This is a genomic window from Pseudobacter sp. (genome assembly GCF_051955275.1).
GTDB lineage: Bacteria > Bacteroidota > Bacteroidia > Chitinophagales > Chitinophagaceae > Pseudobacter.
In genome coordinates this window covers 63,739-84,520 of record NZ_JBQCGW010000171.1, presented here as the reverse complement: position 1 = coordinate 84,520, position 20,782 = coordinate 63,739, and the positions used below count along the sequence as shown (strand labels likewise).

At 46.3% G+C, this 20,782-nt stretch carries 17 protein-coding genes; 5 read left to right on the top strand and 12 right to left on the bottom strand.

All coding sequences use genetic code 11. From position 1 onward, the window contains the following. Positions 1–20: 20 nt before the first annotated feature. The gene (locus tag ACTHMC_RS14625; RefSeq protein WP_440414077.1) at positions 21–1,640 is read right to left on the bottom strand and encodes an ankyrin repeat domain-containing protein; all 1,620 of its coding nucleotides are present in this window, start codon (positions 1,638–1,640) and stop codon (positions 21–23) included. Positions 1,641–2,268: 628 nt separating this feature from the next. Here ACTHMC_RS14625 and ACTHMC_RS14620 point away from each other — a divergent pair. The 3 genes from ACTHMC_RS14620 (at position 2,269) to ACTHMC_RS14610 (ending at position 3,775) form a co-directional block, all read left to right on the top strand. Further along, positions 2,269–2,715 (top strand): MauE/DoxX family redox-associated membrane protein, encoded by a 447-nt coding sequence (locus tag ACTHMC_RS14620; RefSeq protein WP_440414075.1) that lies wholly within the window; start codon positions 2,269–2,271, stop codon positions 2,713–2,715. A 383-nt stretch (positions 2,716–3,098) separates the two neighbouring features. Then, on the top strand, positions 3,099–3,356 hold the full coding sequence (locus ACTHMC_RS14615; RefSeq protein WP_440414073.1) for a DUF6520 family protein: 258 nt from the start codon (positions 3,099–3,101) through the stop codon (positions 3,354–3,356). A gap of 146 nt (positions 3,357–3,502) precedes the next feature. After that, entirely contained in the window at positions 3,503–3,775 is a 273-nt protein-coding gene (locus ACTHMC_RS14610; protein ID WP_440414071.1) for a hypothetical protein, read from the top strand. A 329-nt stretch (positions 3,776–4,104) separates the two neighbouring features. Here the strand turns inward: ACTHMC_RS14610 and ACTHMC_RS14605 are convergent, their stop codons facing one another. The 10 genes from ACTHMC_RS14605 to ACTHMC_RS14560 all read right to left on the bottom strand — a co-directional run bounded on the left by ACTHMC_RS14605 (position 4,105) and on the right by ACTHMC_RS14560 (position 17,968). Next, the gene (locus tag ACTHMC_RS14605) at positions 4,105–5,445 is read right to left on the bottom strand and encodes a RagB/SusD family nutrient uptake outer membrane protein (protein WP_440414070.1); all 1,341 of its coding nucleotides are present in this window, start codon (positions 5,443–5,445) and stop codon (positions 4,105–4,107) included. A gap of 66 nt (positions 5,446–5,511) precedes the next feature. Then, positions 5,512–8,967 carry a SusC/RagA family TonB-linked outer membrane protein gene (locus ACTHMC_RS14600; RefSeq protein WP_440414069.1) on the bottom strand — a complete coding sequence of 1,152 codons (3,456 nt, stop codon included), beginning with the start codon at positions 8,965–8,967 and terminating at the stop codon, positions 5,512–5,514. Between the two features lie 280 nt (positions 8,968–9,247). Then, positions 9,248–10,480, bottom strand: a complete 1,233-nt coding sequence (locus ACTHMC_RS14595) for a FecR family protein (protein WP_440414067.1) — start codon at positions 10,478–10,480, stop codon at positions 9,248–9,250. A 114-nt stretch (positions 10,481–10,594) separates the two neighbouring features. Continuing rightward, on the bottom strand, positions 10,595–11,188 hold the full coding sequence (locus ACTHMC_RS14590) for an RNA polymerase sigma factor (protein WP_440414066.1): 594 nt from the start codon (positions 11,186–11,188) through the stop codon (positions 10,595–10,597). A gap of 193 nt (positions 11,189–11,381) precedes the next feature. Beyond that, complete coding sequence (locus ACTHMC_RS14585) at positions 11,382–14,141, bottom strand: T9SS type A sorting domain-containing protein (RefSeq protein WP_440414064.1); 2,760 nt, start codon at positions 14,139–14,141, stop codon at positions 11,382–11,384. A gap of 10 nt (positions 14,142–14,151) precedes the next feature. Then, entirely contained in the window at positions 14,152–15,159 is a 1,008-nt protein-coding gene (locus ACTHMC_RS14580) for a methionyl-tRNA formyltransferase (protein WP_440414063.1), read from the bottom strand. Further along, positions 15,156–16,277: an ABC transporter substrate-binding protein gene (locus ACTHMC_RS14575; RefSeq protein ID WP_440414062.1), complete on the bottom strand. Its 1,122-nt coding sequence runs from the start codon at positions 16,275–16,277 to the stop codon at positions 15,156–15,158. Before ACTHMC_RS14575 ends, ACTHMC_RS14580 begins: the two co-directional genes overlap by 4 nt. Before the next feature lie 3 nt (positions 16,278–16,280). After that, positions 16,281–16,823, bottom strand: a complete 543-nt coding sequence (locus ACTHMC_RS14570; protein ID WP_440414060.1) for a phage tail protein — start codon at positions 16,821–16,823, stop codon at positions 16,281–16,283. A gap of 30 nt (positions 16,824–16,853) precedes the next feature. Further along, entirely contained in the window at positions 16,854–17,411 is a 558-nt protein-coding gene (locus ACTHMC_RS14565) for a phage tail protein (RefSeq protein ID WP_440414059.1), read from the bottom strand. Positions 17,412–17,422: 11 nt separating this feature from the next. Next, positions 17,423–17,968 carry a phage tail protein gene (locus tag ACTHMC_RS14560; RefSeq protein ID WP_440414057.1) on the bottom strand — a complete coding sequence of 182 codons (546 nt, stop codon included), beginning with the start codon at positions 17,966–17,968 and terminating at the stop codon, positions 17,423–17,425. Positions 17,969–18,198: 230 nt separating this feature from the next. On the opposite strand from ACTHMC_RS14560, the gene ACTHMC_RS14555 reads away from it, so the two are divergent. Beyond that, entirely contained in the window at positions 18,199–19,509 is a 1,311-nt protein-coding gene (locus ACTHMC_RS14555; protein WP_440414056.1) for a DUF2130 domain-containing protein, read from the top strand. Between the two features lie 5 nt (positions 19,510–19,514). Here the strand turns inward: ACTHMC_RS14555 and ACTHMC_RS14550 are convergent, their stop codons facing one another. Further along, positions 19,515–20,171: a 4'-phosphopantetheinyl transferase family protein gene (locus tag ACTHMC_RS14550; protein ID WP_440414054.1), complete on the bottom strand. Its 657-nt coding sequence runs from the start codon at positions 20,169–20,171 to the stop codon at positions 19,515–19,517. 68 nt (positions 20,172–20,239) lie between these two features. Here ACTHMC_RS14550 and dcd point away from each other — a divergent pair, with 68 nt between their 5' ends. Continuing rightward, positions 20,240–20,776 (top strand): dCTP deaminase, encoded by a 537-nt coding sequence (gene dcd / locus ACTHMC_RS14545; RefSeq protein WP_440414053.1) that lies wholly within the window; start codon positions 20,240–20,242, stop codon positions 20,774–20,776. Positions 20,777–20,782 lie beyond the last annotated feature (6 nt).

The window sequence follows — 20,782 nt, the reverse complement described above, 5'->3', positions numbered from 1 at the left end:
CTTCAATTCTGATACCAGTGTCAGTTCAGCAGCAGGAGCACGATATCCTCATATCCCATCCTTTCCGCCCAGGATGCAGGCTGCGCCCATGGCCTGTTACGGGGCGCCATGGCATCTGCTCCTTCCTGCAGGAGAAAGGCTACCATACTGCGATGCCCGTTGCGGGCAGCCCAGCCAAGCGGTGTGGAAGCATAATCAGATTCTTCTGCATTGATCCGGGCGCCGAATTCCAGGCATAAGGCGGCCATTTCTATGTTTCCATTCCCTGCTGCCTGATGGAGTGGAGTGACTCCAAGCCAATTGGGTGTATTGGGATTAAGTCCATTTTTCATCAGCCACCTGGCCAGGTTCACATTTGAGAATTTTTGCAGCGAATGTTTTTTCAGAATATTGGGATGAAAACGAAGGATCAGTTCAATGGTGGTCTGGTTACCTTCCTGAATAGCAGCATCAAGCGCTTCGGGAGGAACTTCCAGAAAAGGGTTTGCATTGAATGCCTGCGACAATTCTTCCAGGTTATTATAATAGCAGAGGAGTTCAACAGTTTGTGCTGCGCCATAAGCAGCCAGCAGATCGATCAGCTCAGCCGGAGCATTGGCAGATTTTGCGCGCGACATTACATTACCTGATGATTCCACGGCAGCATTCGGATTGGCACCGCTTTCCAGCAACAGTTGTGCAATCTGACGGTGATGCGATGCAACGGCCGCGTGCAATGCGCCGCCCCATGGTGCAATACCAGGCTCGGGGAAATTGGGATCAGCTCCGCGCTCGAGCAATAGCTTTACAGTATCCAGATGCCCCGCTCCTGCTGCATTCCGCAGCGCATAACCGGAATAGTAAGAAATATAATCCGGTGCTTTTTTAAGGAGCGATGGATCGCTGTCCAGTAATTCTGTAACACGGGATAAATCACCGAATTTTGCAGCATTTCCGATATCATAATAAGCGCCATGCGCAATGAGATAACCGGCAATCACCTGGTGTTGCTGAATGGCACCCGGAGGAAGATCGCGGCACCAACTCCTGTAATAATAATCTCCATTGGTAAGATCGAGCGGCCTCGCGCCATCCGGCCTTTTCATATTAATGTCTGCGCCACATTCCAGCAGGAAAGAGATCAGAGGCAATTGCCTGGTGAGTACGGCCCAGTGAATAGGACTGTTTCCATATTCATCGGCAACCTTCAGAAACGCAGGCTGGCGTTTTATCATATCATGCACCTGCTGCAGCTCGCCGGACCTGATAGCTGCTGCGATCCTGTTGCCCTCCGGGCAGATATGAAAAAGATCTTTCAGTAATTTCTCAACGTAAACAGCCATTTTTTCCAGTCCTCTATCTCTTGCAATGGCAGGCAAGCTCCCGGGCCAGGATCCTGTATTGGATGTATGGCGAAGCAGGTATTCCACCAGTTCTGGGTGATTTTCCCTGATGGCAAAATAGAGTGGAGTGTAGTACTGATATGAGCAGTTGATGAGAGAGGGGGTTGATTTCAGCAATTGACGAATGACAGTGATATTACCGGTGGTGGCAGCCTGTATCATTTGCCAGACATCGGTTCCCCTGCCTCCCCACCAGGGTTGCCATTCATTGCTTGCTAGCGGAGTTGGTTGCAGCATGGATTCCTGTTGTTGGAGCATACAATATAGCTTGTAAATGGTTGTGTATAATTAACGAAAAAACGGCGATAAAAGGTAAAATGGCGGTTAGCCGCCACAATTATAACGTCTATCAATAACCGAAAAATGTATTACTTTTACTTATTGATGTTGCAACAGAATATGACTCCATTTAATATCGGGGGATGTTTTTTTTGAGGTTTTTTCACCCTTTTTTTGCGGGTAACCGACACTAATACTACGCAAAACAACCACAAAGGGGCATTTTCACATAACGATTTACGGTTAACCATCCAAAATCAACACTATTTTCTTGATTCCGGTCAACTTTTTGAAAGATTTTCTTGAAAAGCATAGTTAAAGAAATAAATTGGGGTAATTTTTCAATGCTAAGTGAAAACACTTAGAATTTGGTTACAGACTATTTTGGTTACAAAGGCTCAGCAATATTCTCCCCTTGTCCTGTCCAATGAGATGTTGAATCTCCTGGACGATTCGTTTTACACGTTACAAATTGGGAATACTTTATCTGGGCATCTAAACTATGCCGATCAGTCCTGTATACATACCATGTACTTTAATCTGTGTATGGGTATAGAAGCCGGGCAATTGAATCAACCAGCCATTTTTAAAGATATTCTCTGATTTTATGAAAAAAAAGATAGCACTGGAAGGCATAGTTTCCCTGTTGATCCTGTTGTACCTCTATACGAGTCTTACCCAGGTTTTATCCTTCAGATTTTTTTACGGTAATATTTTCAATCAACCCATATTTCAGTGGAGTAAGCCGGTATTGGTATACCTGATTCCTGGTGCGCAGTTGCTGATAGCAGGATGCTTGCTTTTTGAGCGAACGCGCAAGCCAGCCCTCTGGGCATCTCTGGGTTTACTGTCAGTATTCACAACGTATATAATGCTGATCATTCTGAATGCGCTGGCCCGTGTGCCGTGCAGCTGTGGTGGTGTTATCAGTTCGTTCACCTGGCCACAACACCTGGTGTTCAACCTGTTCTTTTTGCTGATCAATGCAATTGCGCTTTTCCTGCTGAAACCCACGCAGCAGCGACCGGTGCAGCCGCAAATGATGGCTTACTGATCATTTCCATTTTCAACCATTCTGACCAACTAACTTATGACTAACCATTTCCTCCTTGTCGCTATTGACGGAGGCTAATTTATTAATCATCATTTCGCGGACCACATGGCTTCTGATTTTATTAAAGGTTTAAGGCAGATTATCTCCACACAACTTTACCTATTGTTTCTTACAGGCACATTCAAGGTTTCGTATTGCTGTATACAGCAATTGCGACAATGAGACATTGATTGTAAACCATCCTTTTTCCGGCAGTTTCAGTTTGCCGGGATCAGGTAAAATTATATCCGGATATCTGGTACTGGCTAAAGCCTGCGGCCAGGATCCAGGTTAGGCTCAATATGCAGGTACTTTAACTTTAATTAAAAACTCAAAACAATTTTATGAAAAAAATGAAAATGATACTGCTGGCGGTGGTCATCATTACAGCCGTTACAGGCGCATTTGCAGCAAAGAAGAAGTTCGACTGCTATAATCAGCAGCAGTATTACAGACAGGCTGAAGGCGTTTATGTAGCTACCGGTCAATATGGTGTAAACTATTATTGCAACGGGGCTATTACTACATCCTGTACGTTTATCTTAACACCTAATGGTTGGGAAGCCTGCAGAACAGGTACTTATAGCCCTATCACTCCCTAGATTTTAATTTTCCGCATCAAGATATAAAGCTGCTCTGGCTCAGAGCAGCTTTTTGTTTTCTGTAAATGAAATGCCACAGAATAGCATCTCTGTTACATTGCTTATTCACTATCTTCCCTTCTTGCATTTATTTCAAACAATATTCTATGAAAAAGGCAAAGTATATTTTCTTCTTTTTAGCTGTAACCGTTTCGGTTACGGCGGCAATAGCGAGCTCCCGGGAACCCTGGTGCGCGCAACAACAGCAATTCTTCAGGATGAGTACGCCCTGGGGCTATTATTATATTCCGGCAGGCAGGCTGGGCATTGACTATACCTGCGAATATGCCCCCTATAATAATTGTACTTACTACCAGATCAATGGTTCAGAACAATTTGCTCCCTGCCAGCAAGGCTGCTTCATGCCTCTTTACTATTAATTATCTCCTTCAATAATTTCAAGACACCAGTTACCCTGGTGTCTTTTTTTTCTGGGCTACCTGGAAATATTGACGAATGCAAATAAAACAAACCTACGCCATGTATCAGGAATTCAAAGGATGATGATTACTTCCGGCGTTTCCACCACAAAATTTTTGGTTTATTGCAAAATATCCTAAATTCATGTTTTCATAGGATAAGGTTTAATGGTTAATGGTATTTGATTAGTACAGTCCCCCCGCTTCTTCGGGGGGACTTGCATTTAATACCATTAAAACATTTGGTAATCAGAAAACCTGATTGTATTAATCGAAGTGAAGAGGAAATATCAACGCTGATTCTGAGCCATTCCTGTTAATGCGATCACATCCGGAGGAATAGGCAGGATATATTTCGGATCATTAGGTTCTAACCGGTATGTTACTCCATTGAGCACCCTCGTTAGCCTGATTGCTGCTCCTTCCCTGTTCAATCTCTTGAGATCAGTCCACCTGACTCCTCGGAATACCAGTTCCTTCTTTCTCTCTTCAAGAATTATTTTAAGTGCCTGTTCAGCAGTGAGAGCAACTTTGTTAACGTATGTGTTTTTTATATACCTGAGACGGATCAGACCGTTCAATGCATTCATTGCATCATTCACTTTGTTAGCGCGGGCCAGGCATTCAGCCCTGATCATAATTACTTCATCTACCGCCAGGCCGCCGAAAGTCAAAATAGTGCCGGAATAACCCCCTTTCATACAAGGAAGTCCCTCCGTATTCCTGATAAAATAAATGGACCTGCGAAGATCATTTGCGTCATAAGATTTGAAGAGATTAGAATCAATTACACAGGCTGGCGTATTGACTCCGTTTACTACGGCAGATAGTGTATTCAGTCTGCCCTGGTATAAAGTCTCATTATTCTGAGGAGAAAATGGAAGAAATGCATTGGGGTTTATTGAATCATAGTCAATCAACTTACTGTAATATTTAAGACTGCTGTCGGCAAACTGGTGAGCTTTCTGATAGTTGCGCATGCTCAGATAGATCCTGGCCAATAATGCAAAGGCAGCAGGCTTACTGGGTCTGTTACGCAACAATACCGGAACGGAATCAGGTAATAATTTTACAGCCTGATTCAGGTCTTCAAAAATCTGGTCATATGACGCCTTTAAAGTTGATCTGGTTGCCCTTTCATCCACATCCGGAACTAACCTGATTGAAATTCCAGGATCACTGCCTGAGCTACTTTCATCATATATTCCTGCGAATTGCTGTGCAACATTAAAGAAAGCTAACCCACGAATGAAAAGCGCAGTACCTTTTACTTCTTCAATATCAGTCTGACTGGCATTGGGTACTGAATTCTTTGCCAGCTCCTCCAATACAACATTAGCATAGAACACCTGTTTATAGGGCAGGTTATAATCACGGATCCTTCCCTGCCCTTCAAATATATCGGAAGACCATATATAACAATTACGCTCCTTAGCGCCTAAGGATTCCCAGAAACCTGGCATAAAGTAATATTCGTCTGCAGATAAAGTTCCCAGCTCCGTCATTTCATTATTGTAAACATCATTGTCCAGCAAGGCACGCAGGTCATCGATCGTAGTAGGAATGAAAACATCGGAACTGGGTTTCTCATCCAGAAACTCCTTTTTGACTCCACAAGACAGCAAGGTCATGGAACCAAGAATACACAATAACAAACAACGATAAGCAGTAAACATACTGATGCTGTTTAATAGAAATTACAAGTCCAGTTTTAAGCCTAATGTATAACTACGCGCAACAGGAACTGCATTGATAAAATCCGGATCAATTCCCTGCTTGTTTGCTTTCCAGATCAAGCCTACATTATTTACATGCAGGAACAATTCTGCATGTACTGCCGGCATTTTTCCCTTTTCCTGCTTGTTGAACATGTACGCCAACCGTACATCTTTCAATCGTATATGATCGGCCCGCTCAACCAGTACTTCTGAGTTCGTGTAAAAATTATCACGGATAAAATCAGACGGATATTTGAATGAAGGAACATAAGTATGCTCTTCATCGCCACTAGCCTTCCATCGCTTATCATAATCAGCATGACCCAGACTATAACCAGAAATCATTTCAAAATAATACACAGAGGGCTTTCTGAAAAAATAACCAAGTTTATAAGTCACAATACAAGACAGTTCCAGATTCTTATAGCTGAATGAATTGATCAGGCTTCCAAAAACAACCGGCATGGAAGATCCCATGTATTTCAGATCAGAAAAGTCAGTTGAATTTATGATCTTACTATATTCTTTACTCTTTTGCCCGTTCAGGAAACCAAGAGGGTCGCCATTTACAGGATCCAATCCCATCCATTTGAATGCATAAATGGAATAAAGAGGGTTTCCGGAAAGCGGAGATATCCGGAAGCCATCAAGAAAATAACCAATAGTTCCCTTTTCTTCATCATAATCAGATACTTTATCCAGGTTATAGCTGGCCAACACGCTGGTATTCCAGCTGAATTTCCTGCGAATCAATTTTGCATTCAACACCAGATCGATTCCTTTTCCCTTCATGGCAGCGGTATTGCCCTTAAAAAGTTCTACACCAGTTGTAGGATCAATGGGATTTATGCCGATAAGATCAGTCGCTCTTCTGATAAAAAAATCCAAACTGCCTGAAACAACTCCATCCCTGAAACCAAAATCTGCGCCCGCGTTGATCATATATACCCTTTCCCATCGCAATGAGGGATTAGGTGCATTCAGAATCGAGGCTGTTGCACTTCCATACTGATTCCTTCCATCCCTGGTGGCAACTGTATATGCAGAAACAGTCTGATCCACATTTCCGTTGATTCCATTGGCCAACCTCAGCTTCAGCTCGGGCAACCAGTTCAGGTTATAAAATTTCTCTTTGTTAATATTCCAGCTGAGGCCTGCGGTCCAGAGCGGAACACCTTTCTGGTTTGTTTTTACTCCGAAGAGATTGGATTCATCCTCTCTAAGGCTCAGCGATACATTGTACTTATGATTATAAGTATAGAGCAGGTTTGTATATGCTGAAAAGAAATTGAAGGATGTTTTCCTGTGTGGATTTGTATATGGATAAGGAATCTTAGCTACCTGGAAGGGAAAATGATAATACGGAAAATCACTTTCAAGATCTACCTGCTTACTTGACTGGTTCTGTTCGTTATATCCATATTCACGGTATTGCCTGGTCTGACCGTTAACAGTACGGATATCTGTTCCAACAACTGCAGACAATTCATGGTCGCCTAAGGATTTTCTGTATTCCAGCTGACCTCGAAAATTGTGGGAGTTCTTAGACAAACTGGAAAAATCAAGAATGCCTCCCAGCGGTACAGGCCTGATGACTTCTCCTCTTGTTCCTATCCTCGTATATAAATTGATCAGGTTCCTGGTATAATAAGTTTCCTGACTTCTGTAATCATAGTTTTCGGATAGATCCTTTACATACTGATAAAGTACATTTACATTCAGTCCTTTCAGGATTTTATATTTCAGTCCCAGATCTACCCTGTAACTGTTCACATCATTTCTTACACCATTCATCCTTACTTCATCCAATGGCCTTAGGTTCCAGTCGAGCAATACGCCATGACCAGCAGTATCTTTATAAGCCTGCCTGTATCCGAATGGAACAACAGCAGCATTGCCTTGTTCATCCTGCAATGGAGTATAGGGATAGATCAATCCTTCCTGCCATCTTGGTTTTGTGATCATCCTGCTGTATGTGAACATCAAACCTGTATTTATCTCAAGTCGTTTATCGAGTAACAGGTAAGTATTATTGCCGGTAAGGGTGAAGCGTTTGAATCCGGTATTCAGAATATTGAAAGGCTGGTTATCGAGGCCTGCAGAAAAGTAGAAATTATTTTTGGGACCGCCGCCGCGCAAGTTGATCCCATATTGCTGCAGGAGCACATCTTCATACACATATTTCTCCAGGTCATTGCGTATATCGGTATTCCGGTATTTTTCTATTTGTTCGTCTGCTTCCGCCATACCAATCTTTCCATCTCTTCTTTTGATCAGCAATTCAATAAGCGGAGACAATAACGGGCGGGCAGTATTGGTTTCCATGAAACGGTAATGGCCTCTGTTAAAAAGATCAGTTTCAAAATCGATCCTGGAAGATGAGCCCAACATAGGAAGATAATACAGATCAGGCTTACCCGAATAAGTAAGATTCGCAAAGAAGGAAGTCTTCAATGCCTGATTGTACTTTCCTTTTTTGGTTGTAACCACTATAACTCCATTACCTGAATAAGCGCCCCAGATACCTGCAGATGCCGGGTCTTTCAATACAGTCACTTTCTCCACGTCATTCGGGTTGATGCTGCTCAATGTTCCATTGTACGGAAAATTATCCAGCACAATCAGCGGCTCTGCATTGGCATAAATAGTGGCCCTTCCTCTGATACTGATCTCAGACTGATTTACACCACTTACAATATTCTTATTCACCAGCAAACCCGGCGTCACACTCTCCAACCTGTCGATCAAGCTTACACCAGCTCCGCGATTATACAGTTTTGCATCCACAACTGAAAAAGCACCTGTGACCCTTCTTCCGGCATTCCTGCTGATACCGGTTGTAATAGATACATCCTTCAGGTCATTTGCCCTGGCTACCAGCTTTACATTTAATTTCAGGTTTTCATCCACCACCATCTCCTGTTTATCGTACCCCACATTGGTAATAACAATTGAATCTCCCGGCCTTACACCGGGTAAGGTAAACCTGCCATCGATATTGGTGGCAACGGACATGGGCAGCCGTTTCAAATAGATGGTGGCGCCGTTAAGCGGTTCATTCTGTTCATCGGTTACCATCCCACGGAGCTGCATAACCGGAGCTGGCGCCTGTGGCGCCGGAGGCGGTGGCCGGGGTTGAGTTCTTAAAACGGTGATGATGTTGCCTGCTATTACAAAGTCAATGGGAAGCTGCTGTTTGATCAGATCCAGGGCCGTTTGAACAGTAACATTGTCAACCTTGATGGTTACACGTTCAGTTCCGTCGAATACTGTGTTTTGGAAATAAAAACTGTAGTTGGATTGCTTTCTGATGGATTCAAAAACCTTCTTTACCGGAGTGTTATCATAAGACAGGTTTATCTGCGCGTCAGCCTCCACACCATGGAACAAGCAAACGATCAGTAAAAAAGCAGTTGTCTTAAAGGTTTTCCACATCCTGGTAGAAGGTTACTGTTTTCGTGTAACTGAATGAAAGGAATTTACTTTACACTACTACGCGGAAATTGACTTGATAGCCGGGCCTCCCGCGATTCCTTCACAATAGTATAAAAGCTACAAACTGCGAACCCTTAGCAAATATAGCCTAAGGTCGCAGTAAGTAGCTTCCGCCGCTTCTTATTTTCCGAAAAAAGCAGCACTAGGATGGGCTTAATGATTAATGGAAAATGAGTTTCAAATAGACAACAACTTTTATTGATGCTTATTTTGTTGAGAACTATGGTTTTACAACTATTTTCCTTTTTACTTTGTCGAGCACTGTATGTATCCCGTTAGCATCCAGGATCTTCAGCACATCTTCGATGTTTGCAGATCTGGGTAACTGACCCTCGAATTTTATATCTGGAGTCTTTCCTTCGAATTCAAGTTCAACATCATACCATCTTGCCACCTGGCGCATCATCACATCCACTGAAGCTCCGGGGAAGAAACCATCTTTCCAGGCCACCAGATTTTCCGCATTCGGAATATCCTGAACGGTAAGCACATCAGAAGAAACCGGAAAATCAGTGATCTTTGCCTGCTGACCGGGTTTCAGAATCCTGGAGAGCTTGTCGCTCACCACTTTCACAGACCCTTTCAGCAAGGTGGTTTGTATGGTTGGCTCATTGGGATAAGCCATGATATTGAAATGTGTTCCAACAACTTCCACTTCTCCCCTTCCCTTGGTAACACCTCCGGAAGTCAGCTCAGAAGCAATCACCGCTTTGAAAGGCATTTTGGGATTCTTTGCCACTTCAAAATACACTTCACCAGTGATGGCTACCCTGCGTTCTTTACCGGTAAAAGCTACCGGGAACCGGATACTTGAACCTGCATTGAGCCAGATCTTCGTCTGATCAGGCAGGATCACCTGGTACTGACCACCTTTGGGAGTGGTAATTGTATTATATACTTCAGCCCCTTGTGTATCGGCCATTGGCTCATAAACCAGGGTGCTGGCATTGATCTTTCTGATGGAGGAACCACCTTCTTCTGCAACCAGTCCGTCAACTGTTCCATTGAGCTGAACATCACGGCCATCCGCCAGGCGAAGAACAGCTTTATCAGTACCCGGGAGGATAGCGTTTTCAACTATACCTGCAGTCTCAGAAACAGGAGCAGTTACGCTCTCTCCTTTATTCAGCATCAAATAGATACCTGTTCCGAGAACCACCACAGCAGCAGCTGCCCAGCCAACCACCATATTGCGCTTTCTGCCCGGCATTGCTACCACTTTGCCTTTACTCAAGCCATCAAGCTTGTTTTCCAGCGAATCAGCCCATAAAGTAGGAGGATTACTTGCAAATACAACCCTTTTTAACAGGGTTTCATATTCACTCATAAGTGAACCAACATGATCCAAAGGAGCCCGGCTCATCCATTCACGGAAAGACTGGTGGTCCTCCCTTGAGTAGTTGCCTTCTGCAAACCTGGCAACAAATGTCCGTGCTTCTTGGATATTCATCATATATAAAGACACGGGGTAATCAGGAAAGGACACCTCCAGGTTTGAAAAATTTCAGTTTTTTTTTGAAAAAACTTAGAATCCCTTATCCGGACTGCATTTCCGGGAAGAAAAAAATTATTGATCAAGCAGTGACAGGAATACATATAACATGGTAGAAACGCCTCCATTGCGTTCCAGGTACTGGCGGACATGGGCGATTCCCGCATAAAGCTGGTTCTTTACCCCTGATTTGGAGATCCCGAGCTTTTCAGCGATCTCATCCAGGGTAAGCCCTTCATCGATACTCATTTTCAATACCTGTTTCCGGCCCGCCGGCAGTTGCTCGATGGCATCTGTGGCCATCCGGTAGTATTGACTTAGCTGTACTTTATGGTCCGTATCCTCGGTTACAGGCTCGTTGGACAATTGCTGTGCCTCTTTGATCCGCTGTTGCACCCGGCAGCCACGGATATAATTCAATACCTGGTTCTTGGTTATTTTGAAGAGATAGTTCTCGAAGGAATCAACATTGGTAAGTTTATGCCTCTTTTCCCAAACACGAACAAAAACATCCTGAGTGAGCTCATCCTGCATGGAAAGATCAAATGAAAATAACAGCACGTACTGTTGTACTGCCGCATAATAGTGGTTATATACCCGTCTGAACGCATCCCTGTCATCCGCCGCCACCCGATTTAAGATCTCCTGCTCATTTACTAGGTTTTCCATTGAGAAAGGATGAGATAAAATGTTTTAGGTTAACAAACAATCAAAGGATGAGGCTAAAAGAGGCATAAAAATATTCATTTTTATTCATATCAGAATTGACTAAGAAGTTTAAATACATGGAAACCTTTAGAAATAAAAAAAGTCACGGTACTGAGTCGTTCCCAGCACCATGACTTTACATTATTAATTAATATTACTTCCTGATCAGTCTCAGGGATTGTCCATTGCTCAACCGCAGGAAATAAGTGCCTTTTGCATATCCTGTAAGCGAAACCGGAGTAACGGTCTGCCTGATATAGATCTGCTGTAACTCACGCCCATCGCTGTTATACAACCTGGCTACCGTATTCATCACACTCCTGTCCGTTACATTCAACCTAACCATTCCATTTGTAGGGTTCGGATAGGCAGTAACGGTACCTCCACCCGACTGGTTGTTCAGGATCATGATCTGACTATAAGTGGACCGGCCGTCTTTATCCGTTTGTCTGATCCTGTAATAAACCTTACCCATATACGATGCCGGATCCGAATATGTATAAGCATGTTCTCCATCACCTTTTGAAGGAATAGTGGCAATGGAAGTGAATGCACCGCCATCCACAGAGCTTTCCACTTCATAACCGGCCACACCGGATTCCTGCACCTTCCATTTGAGCTGTGCATGTTTCAGCGCATCAGTGAACAGCGAAACTTCCAGCCAGGTCACGGGCAGCGGAGCTGAATTGGTTTGCAGTACAAATCCGCTGAAGCCAGACACATTGAAGCTGATCTCCCAGCGGTTCTCTGTCCCATTGAAAACAATGTCCACATCAGCCGGGTCGATTACCTCCACCGGTCCGGTATATGTTGCCGGTAATCCTGAGCCATCACTTGAATTACCCGGGTATTTACCGATGCGTACATTGGCCTTGCCAGCGGCATCACCACTGTTACCCGGCAGGTCACGGATCGATCCCGGGTGAGCATTGAAGGCATCAAATTCCGCCTGCGTGAAATAAAGGGTCACCCTTGCCGTGGCGGTTGATGCTCCTGAAACTGGTGTTATCTGGTAATGCCTTTGAACATAAGGATCACCGGTAATTGCAGGATGTACCGGTACGGAAGTCTCAAACTTCACGAAAGCGCTTACCAGCCCGTTGACCGGATTGACGCCATTGGGCTCTACCGTTGCAATGAGGCGGCAGGCAGAATTGGCAATGATATGATTGCTGCTGTTTATGATGGATGTGGTAGTTGCTCCATCTTCGTTGGCGATGCTGACTGCGGGGAATGTAATAGTGGTGCCGGGATTCAGCACCTGTCCGATAGCGTCAGTGATGGTGACGGTGTAGTTACCCGGACAAAGATTGGAAGCAGTAGCTGCTGATCCACCGCCACCGCTCCAGGAATAAGAGATCGGCAGTACGCCTCCGGATACAGTAGCCGTGGCTGTTCCGTTACAGCCCACCTCGCAATCGGGTGGCGTATTGGTAACGTTTGCCATCAGGGCTGCCGCTACATTGCCCATAAAGATGTCTACACTCCCTGCTGATGTAAAGCTAAAAGAGCTGAATGTTGCCAGTGCGCCGAACTGTCCGGTCACCGCAATCCTTCCCGTGGAAGTATTCACAGCAATGCTCCTGGCCTGGTCGGCAAGTGAGGCATCATTTCCCGAACCGCTCAGCGCCCACTGTTTGGCGCCATCTGCCACAGCAAAGCTGCCAACCAGTATTTCAGGAGCAGCTGTTGCTGCCATCAGGCTGGTACTGCCAAAGCTCATGGCTGCGCTGTAATAACCGGCTATGTACACGCTTCCCCTTCCATTGCTGGCGATGCCGTATCCACGGTCTTCCCCCGAACTTCCCGCACTGGCTGACCACAGGAATGTGTTATTGTCGGGACTGTACCTGCCTGCCAGTATATCTCCCAGTCCGGCACTGGTCAGTTGCGGATTCCCCGTGAATGTTATATTTCCCGTATAAAAACCTGTAAAGAAAACGTCCTCACTCAATGGATCGTAACAAACAGAAACGATATCATCATCTCCGGCAGTTGAGCCACCGAAACCATGGGCCGCCAGAAAGGTGCCGTCATTCGCATCCAGTTCCAGCAGTACTGCATCGTTATTACCTGTATTCGTAAGACCGAAAGCTCCATATATGGCATTGGATCCATTAAAAGAGCCTCCTACTATCAGTTCATGAAGACCGGGATGATAACAGATCGCTGATCCGGTACCGTTATCCCCGGAAGCAGTGGAACCGCCTTTCACTGCCCAAACACCTGCACCCGTAGCGGCAGTGAACTTTGCCACAAACAGATCTCCACCTGAACCACCGGTAGCTGTAAGAGGCACCCCCGCAATGGTAGCGCTGCCATTGAATGTACCGCTTACATACAATCCACCGGCACCATCCACGCAAACGCCATGGGCCGCATCACCACCCACTGCTGAAGCGCCGAATACCTGCACCCATATAAAATTACCATTGCTGGCATCCAGTGCTGCTACAAAAGCATCCGTACCGGAGGCACCGGTTGCAGACCTGCTGCCCAGTCCACCGAAAACAGCGCTACCGGTAAATGACCCGGCGATGTACACATTGGTGCCGTCAGCGGCAATGCCTATGCCCTGGTCCTGACTGGTACCACCTGCCTTTACGGCCCACTGAAAATTTCCACTGGCATCATATTTTGTAATGAAGATATCCTGGATACCGGAAGACGATAACAGCGTTGAGCCAGCTCCCGGCTGGAAATCGATATTGGAGCCGCTGAATGTACCAATGTAATAGACATTGCCGGAATTATCTGTACAAACACCTCTTCCGGTTTCCGCGCCACCGCTTCCTCCTGCCTGGACCACACTCGTCCATCTTTGCTGCGCCTGCAACTCTACGCATGTTCCCAATATCATTGTGATCAGCAGTAAGTAATTGCCGTTAATTTTTCGAAGTAAATGATTTGTCATTGCACTTTTTTTATGATTGATATAAGGTTGATGTGGAATAGGTTTCAGGAGGAGATGAAACAGGTGACATTGACGTGTAATTACCCAGCCGGTCTCCGGGCTTGATTCCGAATGAAGCGAGTTGATGACCGGGGAAGAAACCTTCTTCGCTGTAGATCACATTGACCTTCAGAAGCTGGTTATGCAGGCATGATACCAGTAGACCGTTCTGCGCATCCGCATGAAGCACGGTACCGGGAAGTGGAGCCTGTACGTGTGTATTATGATGATCGATCAGTAAACTAACATCGGTGAGGCCGAACAGCCAACCCTTCCAGGAAGTGGCCGCTCCCTTGTTCCATGGATTGCAGGCCAGGCAGAGTGCACGGATCTCCGGTGCAGTCATCTGCTCCCAATGTATTATCAGGTCTGTTGCCAGAGGACGGCGATACCATTTCAGCTGCCCTTCCTGCGTTACAGGTGGCAGGTCAATTCCGTTAACCATGGCTTGCAGCAAAGCCTGGCAAAGTTGCAGACCAACAAAAGCCAGCTGGCTGACCAGCATACCATAGGTGAAATCAGGGTTTACAGAAACCGGTTGCTGCAATAATAAAGGACCTGAATCAAAGCATTCATCCATCTGGTGGACGCTCACGCCTCCATCCCGGATCTGATGACGGATCATCCAGAACAAAGGATTGGGACCGCGAAATTCCGGCAGTGGTGCATAATGGAAATTGATGAACCCCTTCGGCGGAAGACCGAGGATCCCTGACGGGATCAGCCAGGGAAATGTTTTAACCAGCACAATGTCCGGCCGGTATTTAAGTATCCATTCCTTCATATCCGCTTCCAGGTTTTCTTTCTGAAATACCTGGAATGGAATTGAAAGCCGCATGCATTGCAACGCTACTACCTGACGTATCTCATGGCCGTCTGCAGGCATACCTACGGCTACCGTGAACCCTGACCCGGTCAGCCAGTTCACTGCGGGCAAACAGATCCGATCCTTACAAATTATGGCTATCCGGAGTGTCATATACAGAAATAATTATTCTTCCATCCGGATTGCACATGGTCCTGCCCAGCCACCAGGTAACGGGTATGAGTATCCGAATCTATAGTAATGGTTTCCTGATACTGCCATCTGCACTTTCCATTTTCATCTGGCAGGATCATTCCATAATAAACAGGAGCGCAGGTATGATGTGTATCCGGATGGATACTCACCGTGCCACGGGGGCTTTCATACGCCCATCCTTTCAATGATGCTGCACCTTTTGTAAAAATCTGTTCAAGCAGGATGGCAGCTTCCCATCCCAGCAGGGAAAAGAGATTCGGTTCTTTATCCGTATTTTTCATAGCTACTGCAAACTGTTGCTGCTGCTGATTTTCAAGAGATGAATGCCAGGGTATCACAGCATGAAAAGTTCCACCGGGATAATCACATTTCTTCAATAAGGCTTCCTCTGCCATGAAAGGTGAACAGTAAAAAGGCAATGAAGTGGCATTGGCGCCGGCATTTTTCAATGCATCGAAGAAGAGCTCAGCCAGGTAAGTACTGAAGCAGGCAGCCACACCTTCGGCGCCTGAGTTTTGCAGCAGGTGCAGGTATTGCTGAATGGAAAATTCCGATTTTATATAACCGCTCACATAATTGCCGCAGACCTTTCCACCTGCCTGCATGATGCTCTCGTGGCAGCCCCATGGGCCACGGTACCCGCCATCATAGAAGCTGGTGGCGATGAGTACGTTCCTGTTCCCGGCAGCCGCTCTTGCTCCTGCAACCGAACAGGCATGTACACCCTGAAGAGAGATATGGAAGCAGCGCTCATGTTGCGGAACGGTCATCAACTGCATGCCCGGGTCCAGAAAGATGAAGGTCTTGCCAGATGAAGTTGCCAAAGGATACAGTGGTTCTGCATTCAGGAACTGGCTGTAACAGATGATCACATCGGCATCTTCCTGCAGGATCATCTTTTCTGCGCAGGTATAATTATGTACAGCATTCTCACCAAAGCCGGTATTTTCTGTAACGAAGCGGTATTCCTCCGATCCCAGCAAAGCCAGGCCGGCTTTGAGGCCGGCAAGCATATCGAAACCCATGGTGGGGTATTCGGTTGATCTGGGTAATAATAGTCCGATTGTTCTGCGCATAGTTTATGGTCTCTGTGGAAATATCCCTTGCAGACAAATAATATAAGTAAGTGTCAGGTATGGATTTCTGTTGCTGAACGGTAGCCCAGCACCTGCAGGGGCTGTATTTACATTTACATTATAGGCCTGCATTCTTTGCGAACCGGAACTGCTGAAGGCATTACTACCGCTGCTCAAAGGAGCATATACAGCATTGTTCGGATTGGTGCTGTTACCATTTGAAGCAGCGCAGCCCAGCGTGGCACTTACCGTAAGCGTGTGATTATGCGCCGGGATCTGAGTGGTATTAAGGGTTGTTGCTTCCGTACCTCCGGACTGTCCGATATTATAGGGCGATAGCCCGGGCCCCTGTCCATCGCCCACGATAGCGCGGCCACGCAGATCAGGCAATGCAAATGTAGATTTTCCATCACCGCCGTAATTGGTACCGAGCAGCGAAAAGAGAGCCGTAAATTGTGAGATCGGCAATATCTGCCCATGACACAATGCCCATCCCTGTGGGGCAAAATTGCAGGCAATGGGAGTGACTAATGCAACGTAACTCATATCAGTTATTTGTAACCGTTAGTAATGTTTTTATGACTGCGTAGGATAGATCCCGAACATGGAAATGATATATTTCATGGTCAGGTAAGGCGAAATGATATCAGTCGGCTGACTGTTGCCAGCGGCTCCCGTGGTACCGGACCCCACAACTGCCGGGCTCATTCCGAATCCGTCAGCTGAAGCATTGTAAAGGTTTTGCGGGGCGAGTGCAGGTACATTACCTGTTGGCGTATTCAGGTTGCCGGCCACATTAGAGGCGGGCGGGGCACCCGTTACAGCGCCAGGCTGGTGAGCATGCGCCGGCATCTGTTGCGTAGTGATGGTAATGGTTTCGGTACCTGACATTTCGCCGATCACAAAAGTTCCTCCGCCGGCAAGCGTGCCCTGGTGCAATGCCACCCTCGACTGAAGATCGGGCAGCGCAAAAGTGTTTATTCCGTCTCCACCGTAAGTGGTGCCGATCAGGTTGAACAATACGTCGTATTCTGCAATTGACACCAGCCTGCCGTCGCACGGCAGCCAGCCCACAGGGGCAAATGTGCCGGCAAAAACAGTAATGGCGCCAACATAAGGTGTTGATTCAAACATAGAATTTGATTTTAACTGCGTGATGGAAATATTCCTGAAAGAGCAATGATGAAGTTCAGTACGGTGTATGGAGGCATCAGGGGAATGGGCTGATTGTTTCCCGTACTGCCTACCACCACGGAATAGGTTGGAGTCTGAAGCGCGATCCCCGTTACCGGACTGGCCCTGTAGGCATTGTTCACACCGGCAATGTAAAAGCCGTCGGGGAATTGCTCGGTTGCTGCACTGCCATCGCATTCGAGACTGGCCGAAACCACTCCCACAGGGTGAATATGATTCGGAAGATTATTGGACAGTAAAGTGGTTTGAGTAGCGCCTGCTGCCTGGCCCAGCGTGTAATTGGCCAGTCCCGGACCCTGCCCTTCACCGATGGCCACGCGGCCCTGCAGATTCGGGAGTGCAAAGTTGGTAGTTCCATTCCCTCCATAAGTAGTTCCTAACAAGGAAAACAAAGCCTGATTGGTTGCAATGGGTAAAATCTGCCCGTTACACAATGCCCATCCCTTGGGAGCAAAGTTGGCAGCAAAGGGCGTGATCACAGACATGAGTGGATCCATAGTGATGTATTGAGATTTTAAATAAAACAGGAATTACCAGTATTTAACAGCGTAAATACTGAACATAAGCGGAGCTTAACCAGAAATGAAATAGTAAAATGAATGGGGATTGAACGGGGAGGAAATGAACGCAGTAAAGATAAGAGAATTATATCAAGTTTGTTCAGGTGTTTTCCCCATGCCATTTTTAACCGCAGCATCTTTCCTAAATTGCAAAAAATTGAAGGTGGATGGCTGCAGATATCAAATGCCCGAATTGTGGACATGAGTTCGCTATTTCCGACGCTCTTTCAGAGGATGTGAAGAAAGAACTGAGAGACAAAATGAAAGACTTCGTCAAGAAGAAAGAAGAAGAATTTGCGAAAAAAGAAGACGAGTTTCAGCAAAAAGAGAAAGACCGCGAAAAGGAATTTCAGTTGAGAGAAAAAGAATGGCAGCGCGAAGCTGAACTGGAAAAACAGGCCGCTGCACGTTATTTTGAAGCCGAGAAACTCAAACTTCAGCAAAGCCTGGAGCAGGACCTCCGTAAAAATATAAGTGCCGACTTCGAGCACAAACTTCGAATGCTGGAGGAAAACAATAAAGACAATGAAGAGAAACTACGGGCCGCCCGCGAAAAAGAGATTGGCTTTCTCAAGCAGGCACAGGAACTGAAAGATAAAGAAGCTGAACTGGAGCTGACCCTCCAGCGTAAGCTGGTGGAAGAAAAAGGCAAACTCGCTGAAGAGATCCGGAAGATCGAGGAGCAGCGTCATTCATCCCGCGAAGCGGAATTCCAGATGCGGGAGAAAGAGCTGCTGAAGCAGCTGGATGACCAGAAAAAGCTGGCCGATGAAATGAAGCGCAAAGCTGAACAGGGTTCCATGCAGCTGCAGGGAGAAGTGCAGGAACTGGCCCTGGAGGAAATGCTGCGCCTGGCCTTCCCTTTCGATATGGTTCAGGAAGTGGGCAAGGGTATCCGCGGGGCAGACTGTATCCAGACCGTCCGCAATAATTTCGGACAGGAATGTGGAAGGATCATCTACGAAAGCAAACGCACCAAACACTTTGAAAAAGGCTGGATCGAAAAGCTCAGGGCGGACATGCGTGCTACCACCGCTGATGTGGCTGTACTGGTAACACAGGCCATGCCTGACCAGATGGAAGTGTTCGGACTGATGGATGGTGTTTGGGTTTGCTCCTATACCGAGGTGGCTGCGCTCACCCATGTGCTGCGGGAGGGCATCCTGAAAATGTATACGGCTGTAAAAAGCCAGCAGAACCGGGGCGACAAGATGCACCTGCTCTACGACTATCTCACCAGCCATGAGTTCGGAGAACAATGGAAGGCCATCCGCGAAGGCTTCCTGGCCATGCGGATCAGCATACAGAAAGAAAGGGACGCTATGGAAAAACTATGGAAGGCCCGGGAGAAACAACTGGAAAAAGTACTGCTGAATGTGGCGCATATCAAAGGTTCCATCGAAGGCATTTCCGGCATGGAAGATATCCAGCTAAACCTGCTGGACGACACCATGGAAGAAGCGGAAGAGGAACTATAAATCCTTTACACTTTTAATGTTTCATCGGTGCTTACATAGGCCATCACCAGCGGATCGAAGATGCGGGCGCGGATGGTCACAGGCACTACCCCGTTTTTACGGAATTCGAAGGGAAGCTCTATCCAGTCGCTGCTCCCGAATACCACGGGTCCGCAAAGGCGCATATCTTCCCGGAAACTCAGCTGGCCCTTGCCATACCATTTGAAGATGGCCTCTTTGGCGCACCATAGGATGGTCATGAGTTCCAGGTGAACCTTGCTCATGTATTCCCACTCTGCCAGGTACTCCTGTTCGGACTCGTGCAGGAATTTATGGGCGATGGTGTACATGCGGGGGGTGACCAGTTCCACGTCCACTCCCACTCTTTCGGTGCTGCTGACAATAGCTGCGGCGAAATTTCCGCAATGGGAAATGGAAAAGTGATATTGCTCGTTCTCGAGAAAAGGTTTCTTAGTATCCGCAATGAGTATCTCGGAGAGCGGGAAATCCCCGGCTAACTCCGGCAGCAGATAGCGGCCGGCCAGGTGCTGCAGACGCTTGTAAGGATGCGTTACATTTGCTTTCAGGGGAACTTTCAGGAGGAAAAAACTTTCGTCCTCCTCAATGCGCCAAATTGCTACTTTTGTGCCCCCGTTGATATTATGTTGATAAAACAAACCCACGGTAAGAATTAAGCATTTAGATTGCAGATATAAGACTTATTTGCTGATTCATCAAAACAAATACCAATATGATCCTGTCGGACACGAGAATACTGGAAGAAATTGAAAAAGGAACAATCAAGATCACGCCTTATGACCGGCAATGCCTGGGCAGCAACTCATATGATGTACATCTGGGCAGGCACCTGGCTACGTACCGGGAACATATCCTGGATGCGAAAAAGCACAATGAGATCGAGGTATTCGAGATCCCTGATGACGGTTTTGTTTTATATCCGCATATTTTCTACCTGGGAGTAACCGAAGAATATACAGAAACGCATGCCCATGTGCCTTTTTTAGAAGGAAAATCTTCTACCGGAAGGCTGGGGATTGATATTCATGCTACAGCTGGTAAGGGTGATGTTGGTTTCTGTGGCCACTGGACACTGGAGATTTCCGTGAAGCAGCCGGTGAAGGTGTATAAAGGCATGCCCGTTGGGCAATTGATTTACTTCCCTGTTGAAGGAGAGATCGAGATCAAGTACAATCAGAAAAAGAATGCAAAGTATAGTGGTCAGCCTGACAGGCCGGTGGAGAGTATGATGTGGAAGAATAAGTTTTAGGATAAA